The organism is Kitasatospora sp. NPDC057223, from assembly GCF_042669755.1.
Classification (GTDB): domain Bacteria; phylum Actinomycetota; class Actinomycetes; order Streptomycetales; family Streptomycetaceae; genus Kitasatospora.
Window position 1 is genome coordinate 1 of record NZ_JBHUWW010000239.1, and the last position, 6064, is coordinate 6064.

Annotated in this window: 7 protein-coding genes, 1 tRNA gene and 1 pseudogene; 2 read left to right on the top strand and 7 right to left on the bottom strand. The window is 72.6% G+C overall.

Features of this window, described 5'->3' with window-relative positions; genetic code table 11:
• From ACFUK0_RS39150 to ACFUK0_RS39165, 4 genes and pseudogenes are all read right to left on the bottom strand, one after another.
• Positions 1 to 278 (bottom strand): annotated as a pseudogene (locus tag ACFUK0_RS39150) (hypothetical protein); the annotation flags it as partial.
• Between the two features lie 5 nt (positions 279 to 283).
• Positions 284 to 937, bottom strand: coding sequence for an aminodeoxychorismate/anthranilate synthase component II (locus ACFUK0_RS39155; protein WP_380258681.1), 654 nt, complete (start codon positions 935 to 937; stop codon positions 284 to 286).
• A gap of 56 nt (positions 938 to 993) precedes the next feature.
• The gene (locus tag ACFUK0_RS39160) at positions 994 to 1170 is read right to left on the bottom strand and encodes a hypothetical protein (protein ID WP_380258683.1); all 177 of its coding nucleotides are present in this window, start codon (positions 1168 to 1170) and stop codon (positions 994 to 996) included.
• 123 nt (positions 1171 to 1293) lie between these two features.
• Positions 1294 to 2049 (bottom strand): DUF881 domain-containing protein, encoded by a 756-nt coding sequence (locus ACFUK0_RS39165; RefSeq protein WP_380258693.1) that lies wholly within the window; start codon positions 2047 to 2049, stop codon positions 1294 to 1296.
• Positions 2050 to 2269: 220 nt separating this feature from the next.
• Here ACFUK0_RS39165 and crgA point away from each other — a divergent pair, with 220 nt between their 5' ends.
• The gene (crgA, locus tag ACFUK0_RS39170) at positions 2270 to 2527 is read left to right on the top strand and encodes a cell division protein CrgA (protein ID WP_380258685.1); all 258 of its coding nucleotides are present in this window, start codon (positions 2270 to 2272) and stop codon (positions 2525 to 2527) included.
• 548 nt (positions 2528 to 3075) lie between these two features.
• Here the strand turns inward: crgA and ACFUK0_RS39175 are convergent.
• Positions 3076 to 4002, bottom strand: a complete 927-nt coding sequence (locus ACFUK0_RS39175) for a rhomboid family intramembrane serine protease (RefSeq protein WP_380258687.1) — start codon at positions 4000 to 4002, stop codon at positions 3076 to 3078.
• An 87-nt stretch (positions 4003 to 4089) separates the two neighbouring features.
• Positions 4090 to 4614: a peptidylprolyl isomerase gene (locus tag ACFUK0_RS39180; protein WP_380258689.1), complete on the bottom strand. Its 525-nt coding sequence runs from the start codon at positions 4612 to 4614 to the stop codon at positions 4090 to 4092.
• 203 nt (positions 4615 to 4817) lie between these two features.
• Here ACFUK0_RS39180 and ACFUK0_RS39185 point away from each other — a divergent pair, with 203 nt between their 5' ends.
• Entirely contained in the window at positions 4818 to 5771 is a 954-nt protein-coding gene (locus tag ACFUK0_RS39185; protein ID WP_380258691.1) for a DUF5324 family protein, read from the top strand.
• 100 nt (positions 5772 to 5871) lie between these two features.
• Here ACFUK0_RS39185 and ACFUK0_RS39190 read toward each other — a convergent pair.
• Positions 5872 to 5944: transfer RNA gene (locus ACFUK0_RS39190), tRNA-Ala, on the bottom strand.
• Between the last annotated feature and the right edge of the window lie 120 nt (positions 5945 to 6064).

Genomic DNA, 6064 nt, shown 5'->3' on the forward strand with positions numbered 1-6064 from the left:
CGCACCGACAGCAGCCCCTGCGCCGCCCGGCGGCGCTCCGCCCGCCCCCCGGTGGGCGCGGCCGGGCCGCCGCCGAGGGCCGCCTCCGGGATGGTCCTGAGCTGCAGCGTCTGGTCGGCCAGCCACGGGTACTCGGGAGCGTCGGGGCCGGCCTCCTGCGGGCGGTACGGCTCGTAGACGCCCCAGCCGTCCGGCTCATAGGTGTCGTTCGCGTACGGCTCGCTGCCGTCGGGGCCGGGCCCCGCCTGCTGGCGCCCCTCCGGGCGGACCGCCGTCACCCCGCTCAGCCCCGGCCGATCACCGGCGCGAGACCGGCCGAACGCCCGACCGCCTCCGGGGCGCCGCACTCCGCCAGCCAGTTGGCCAGCATCCGGTGGCCGCCCTCGGTGAGCACCGACTCCGGGTGGAACTGCACGCCCTCCACCAGCAGCTCCCGGTGCCGCAGACCCATGATCACGCCGCTCTCCGTCCGCGAGGTCACCACCAGCTCGTCCGGCACGGTGGCCGGCTCGACCGCCAGCGAGTGGTACCGGGTCGCCGTCAGGGGCGACGGCAGGCCCTCGAACACCCCGCCGTCCTCGTGGAGCACCGCCGAGGTCTTGCCGTGCAGCAGCTCGGGCGCGCGGCCGACCACGGCGCCGTACGCCACCGCGATGGACTGCAGGCCCAGGCAGACCCCGAACACCGGCAGTCCGATCCCCGCGCAGTGGTGCACCATCTCGATGCAGACCCCGGCCTCCTCCGGCGCACCCGGGCCGGGCGAGAGCAGCACGCCGTCGAACCCGTCGGCGCCGTCGCGGCGCACCGCGTGCTCGACCGTCACCTCGTCGTTGCGCACCACCTCGCAGGTGGCGCCCAACTGGTAGAGGTACTGGACCAGGTTGAAGACGAAGCTGTCGTAGTTGTCCACGACAAGGATGCGGGGCGAGGTGGTCATGCGCGCGCTACTCCGGTGAGGTGCGGGGGCTGGGGGGTGGAGGGCCGGGCCGCCGGTCAGCCGGCGCCGGTGCCCTCGCCGTCCACGGTGACGTCGCCGAACGGCAGCAGCGGCTCCGCCCAGGGGAAGACGTACTGGAACAGGAGGTAGACCAGCCCCAGCACGAGGGCCAGCGCGAGCACGGCCCGAACCAGGGTGTTCCCCGGCAGATGGCGCCAGATCCAGCCGTACATGGTGCTCCCTCGACGTAAAGGTTGGGCTCAAGACTAGACCTCCGCCGGGCCCGCCCGGCCGCTGTCTCCCGCTTCGCCCCCGTACCACGCGGCCCGCCCCCGCCCGCGGTGCCCGCCGCGCCGCTACTGGCCGGTCGCCGAGCGCAGGTCCACGGTGCCCGAGTACCCGGGCACGGAGAGGTCCCCGCCGTCCTGGACCTTCCAGCCCAGGCCGTACGCCTGCACGTACTGGAGGTAGTTGCGGATCGTCGGATCGGCCTCCAGCGCCGAGCGCAGCGCGTCCGTCCGGCCCACGGCCTTGATCACGTAGGGCGGGGAGTACACCCGGCCCTGGAGCAGCAGCGTGTTGCCCACGCAGCGCACCGCACTCGTCGAGATCAGCCGCTGGTCCATCACCTGGATCCCCTCGGCGCCGCCCCGCCACAGCGCGTTGACCACGGCCTGGATGTCCTGCTGGTGGATCACCAGGTCGTTCACACCGGGCTCGGGGACACCGGGGATCCGGGCGGTGGCGTTCGGCGGTGCGTCGTTGAGCGTGACGGTCAGCCCCGGGCCCGCGAGCGGCTCCAGCGCGGAGCCCTGCTGCAGCGCGCCGAGGAGCGCGGCGTCCGCCGGGCTCTGCCCCTGCTGCTCGGTCAGCTCCTGCGCGCGGTCCTGGAGGTCGGCGAGCTGCGCCTGGGCCTGCTGGTTCTGCGCACTGCGCTGGCGTATGACGTCGCTGAGCCGGAGCAGCGAGTTGTCCGTCCGCAGATCCGTCCCGCGGGCCGCGTGCGCGCTCACGTAGAAGAGCAGACCGGCCAGCACGAAGACGGCGCAGGTCAGGGCACGCCCGACAATTCGGGTACCGGCGGCACGGGTGGGGGCCGTTTCGGAGTGAATCGACAAATTCGGCACCGTACCCTTATCTCCTTCGGACCCGCCGAACCACTACGCTAACGGACGCCGGTGGCATGTGCGGAGCGCCCTGGCAGGTATGCGCCCCGGGTCCGCCCGGAGCACTCCTGCCGTCGGACCCCCGCACCACCCGGTCCCGCCCCACAGCCGACCCGCCCCGCTGCACCCTGCGCGGTCTCACAGCGCATCGACAGGAGAGCTCCTCGTGCCGAAGTCTCGACTCCGCAAGAAGTCCGACTACACCCCGCCGCCGTCGTCCACCTCGACCGCGGTGAAGATCAGCTCCGGCCGCAGCTGGGTCGCCCCGCTGATGCTGGCCCTGTTCCTCGTCGGCCTGGTGTGGATCGTCACCTATTACGTGACGAGTGGCAGCTACCCGGTGGAGGGCTGGCGCAACTGGAACATCCTGGTGGGCTTCGGCTTCATCGCGGCGGGGTTCGGCGTCTCCACCCAGTGGAAGTAGGCCCCGGGCCCCACTGAGCCCGGCCGGCCAGGCGTTCGCGGCCTCCCGTGCCGCCGCGCGACCGTCCCCGTACGTCCGTACGCCTCCGTACGCCCTCGACCGCCCTGCCCGCGCCCGGCGCGGGGCGGCATCGAGGGCTGTCCGGATTCCCCCGGCGGACGGCAAGCGCCGGACGGCGGGGAACGGACGGCGGGGGACGGACGGCGGGGGACGGACGGCGGGCGACGCGGTCACACCGTCTGCTTATCCACATGGTTATCCACAGTGGGGAAAAGTCCCGCCTTCCTGTGGATAACTCGCCCGCAGGATCCCCTCCGCGGAGCTCCTCGAACACTCGCGAAGTGTCGGAGAACACAGCAGGACGCGCGTAGACCCGGCCCGCGCACCCCGTTGTACCGAACGGCTGTGCACAGCGCCGCACCCGCTGTGGACAACGCCTGACCACCGCTCAGGTCACGGCCGGGCACCGCCCGGCCCCGGCGGCTCACCCGTTGAGGCGTGTCACGCGCTGCGCCACTCGCGGGTCGCGCACCGGGCCGGCCGCCGGGTCAGGCGTTGAGGCGCATCGTCTGCAGGACGACGGTGACCAGCACCAGGCCGAGCATCACCACCACCGTCCCCGCCTGGACGAGCCCCCGCCGCTCACGCGGGGCGTACATCATCCCGTAGGCCGTGAGTGCCCCGGCCACCAGACCGCCGAGGTGTGCCCGCCAGTCGATCCCCGGCACCGAGAAGGTGATCACCAGGTTGAACACCAGCAGGGCGATGACCGGCCCGAGGGGCTGCCGGTTCCGGCGGAACAGCACCGCCGTGGCACCGAAGATCCCGAAGATCGCGCCGGACGCCCCCAGTGAGCGCATGAAGTCCCCGGCGACCAGGTAGGCGAGCGCACTGCCCGCGAGCCCGGACACCAGGTACAGCGCCAGGTAGCGGATCCGCCCGAGCGCCTGCTCCAGCATCGGCCCCATCCACCACAGCGCCAGCATGTTGGTGGCGATGTGCCAGAGCTGGACGTGCAGGAAGGTCGCCGTCAGCAGGCGGTACCACTGGCCCGGCCCCTCAGCGACCCCGTAGGAGTGCCCGTTGAGCTGCGGACCCACGCTGAAGAGTTCCAGATCGCGCGCCAGCCAGTCCGGGTAGACGTACGCGGCGAGCACGAAGACCACCAGGTTGATCCCGATCAGGATCTTGGTGACCAGCGCGCCGTCCCGTACCGGCTGCCCGCCGAAGCGGGTGGTGGCCCGGCGCACGCCCTGGTTCCCGTCCGCCACGCAGTCCGGGCAGTGGAACCCGACCGAGGCGCTGACCATGCACTGCGGGCAGATCGCCCGCCCGCAACGGGAGCAGCCGATGCCGGTCTCGCGGTCGGGGTGCCGGTAGCAGCGGGGCAGGGCGGGCCCGCCGCCGGGCTCGTGCGGCTCGCCGCCGGGGCCGTGGGGCCCGTCGGCCGGCTGCTTGGGCTCGTCCGGGAGCATCCGGGGTTTCCCTTCTCATGGCCGATCCCGGTGCCGCCTCCGCCGAACGGGGCACCACCGGGATCGCCAGGCTACTGCGGGGCCGCGTCAGCGGCGGGTGATCTCCACGGACTCGATCACGACGTCCTCGACCGGGCGGTCCTGCCCCTTGGTCTCGGTGGTCGCGATCCCGTCGACGACCTTGCGGCTCGCCTCGTCCGCGACCTCGCCAAAGATGGTGTGCTTGCGGGTCAGCCAGGTGGTCGGCGCGACGGTCACGAAGAACTGCGAGCCGTTGGTGCCCGGGCCGGAGTTGGCCATCGCCAGCAGGTACGGCTTGGTGAAGGCGAGGTCCGGGTGGAACTCGTCGGCGAAGCGGTAGCCCGGGCCGCCGGTGCCGCGGCCCAGCGGGTCCCCGCCCTGGATCATGAAGTTCTCGATCACGCGGTGGAAGACCGTGCCGTCGTAGAGCGGGCTCTTGGACACCTCGCCGGTGGCCGGGTGCGTCCACTCCTTGCTGCCGTCGGCCAGCCCCACGAAGTTCGCCACCGTCTTCGGGGCGTGGTTCGGGAAGAGCTTGATCACGATGTCGCCGCGGTTGGTCTTGAGGGTGGCGAACAGTTCCTCGGCCACGAGCTGCCTTCCTGTCTACACATCACTGACACCGGAAATCATCCCACGACCCGCCCGGCGGAAGGCCTGCCCGTCCCCGGACCGGTGACCGGGCCCGTTGCGCCGACGGCCCAACCCGGCATGCCGCGGGACAAAACCGGATGCATGATCAGCTATCAGGTGGATATGTGCACAACAGGACGCCACCGAGGAGGAGAGAACCCGTGACCCGTTTGGACTCAGCTCGTGAGACGGCCGGCAAGACCAAGGAGACGCTCACCCCCTACGCCGCCACCGCCAGGGACACCGCCCTGCACTACGCGGACGAGGCCAAGCAGCGCGTCGGGCCCGCCTTCGAGGCGATCGGCCCCAAGCTCGGCACCGCCGCCGAACGAGCACGCGCCGGCGCCGCCCACACCGCGCACAACGCCCAGCTCCAGTACGACCGGCTCGTCGCGCCCCAGCTGCACCAGGCGTTCTCGAACCTCCCGCCCGAGGCCCAGCAGAGCACCCTGAAGGCCATCCACCGGGCCCAGGAGGCCGCGCTCGCGGCCAAGCACTCGGCGGCCAGGGTCGCCGGGCAGACCAAGGCCACCATCGCGCCGAAGGTCGCCCAGGCCGTCGGGGAGGCCCGCGCCGTGGTCGTCCCCGTCGCCCAGGAGGCCCAGCTCCGCAGCGCGGCCGCGATCACCGCCCTGCAGGGGCACGTCACCTCCGCCGAGATCGGCGAACTGGCCGCCAAGAACATCAAGAAGGAGCAGCGCAACGGCTGGGCCACCGGCCTCGCCGTGGCCGGCACCCTCGCGGTCGGCAGCGGCGTCATCGCCTGGCAGTGGTGGCGGCGCCAGGGCAATCCGGAATGGCTGGTCGAGCCGCCGGCCGTGCAGAGCCCGCCGAACACCACGCGCAGCGGTTCCCACGCCGTCGGCACCGACGGCGGGACATCGGCGGCGGCGACGAACGGAAGCGCGGCGGGCGGAGCGGCCCCGGGCCAGCTCAACGGCTCCGGCCCGGCCGGGAACCCCGGCCCGTCGGCCGGCGACCCGATCACGCCGACCCCGGGCCCCACGCCTACGCCCGACCCGACACCCGATCCCGCCCCCGGCGGACCCACCCCTGACGGTCCCACCCCGGGCGACGACCACCCCAAGCCGCACGACCCGCGCAAGCCGCACTGAGCCCGCCCGTACCGGCAGCTCCCCGCCCCGGGGCCCCGGACAACGACATCGGCCGCTGACCCGATCACGGGTCAGCGGCCGATTCGACGATCGAACACTGTGGAGCTTAGGAGACTCGAACTCCTGACATCTGCCTTGCAAAGGCAGCGCTCTACCAACTGAGCTAAAGCCCCGAAACAGCACCGTGGCGCTGTCAGGCACTAGCGTACCGGGTCCCGGCGGGAATCCCACGCGGGTATCCCCCGCGGTGTCCGCGGTGCTCTGCACAGGCCCGGCCGGCCGCAGCCCACGGC

Bases quoted from the DNA above. Each gene is read 5' to 3' on its own strand.
- ACFUK0_RS39155 (WP_380258681.1), bottom strand. From the start codon at position 937: ATGACCACCTCGCCCCGCATCCTTGTCGTGGACAACTACGACAGCTTC.
- ACFUK0_RS39160 (WP_380258683.1), bottom strand. From the start codon at position 1,170: ATGTACGGCTGGATCTGGCGCCATCTGCCGGGGAACACCCTGGTTCGG.
- ACFUK0_RS39175 (WP_380258687.1), bottom strand. From the start codon at position 4,002: ATGCTCCCGGACGAGCCCAAGCAGCCGGCCGACGGGCCCCACGGCCCC.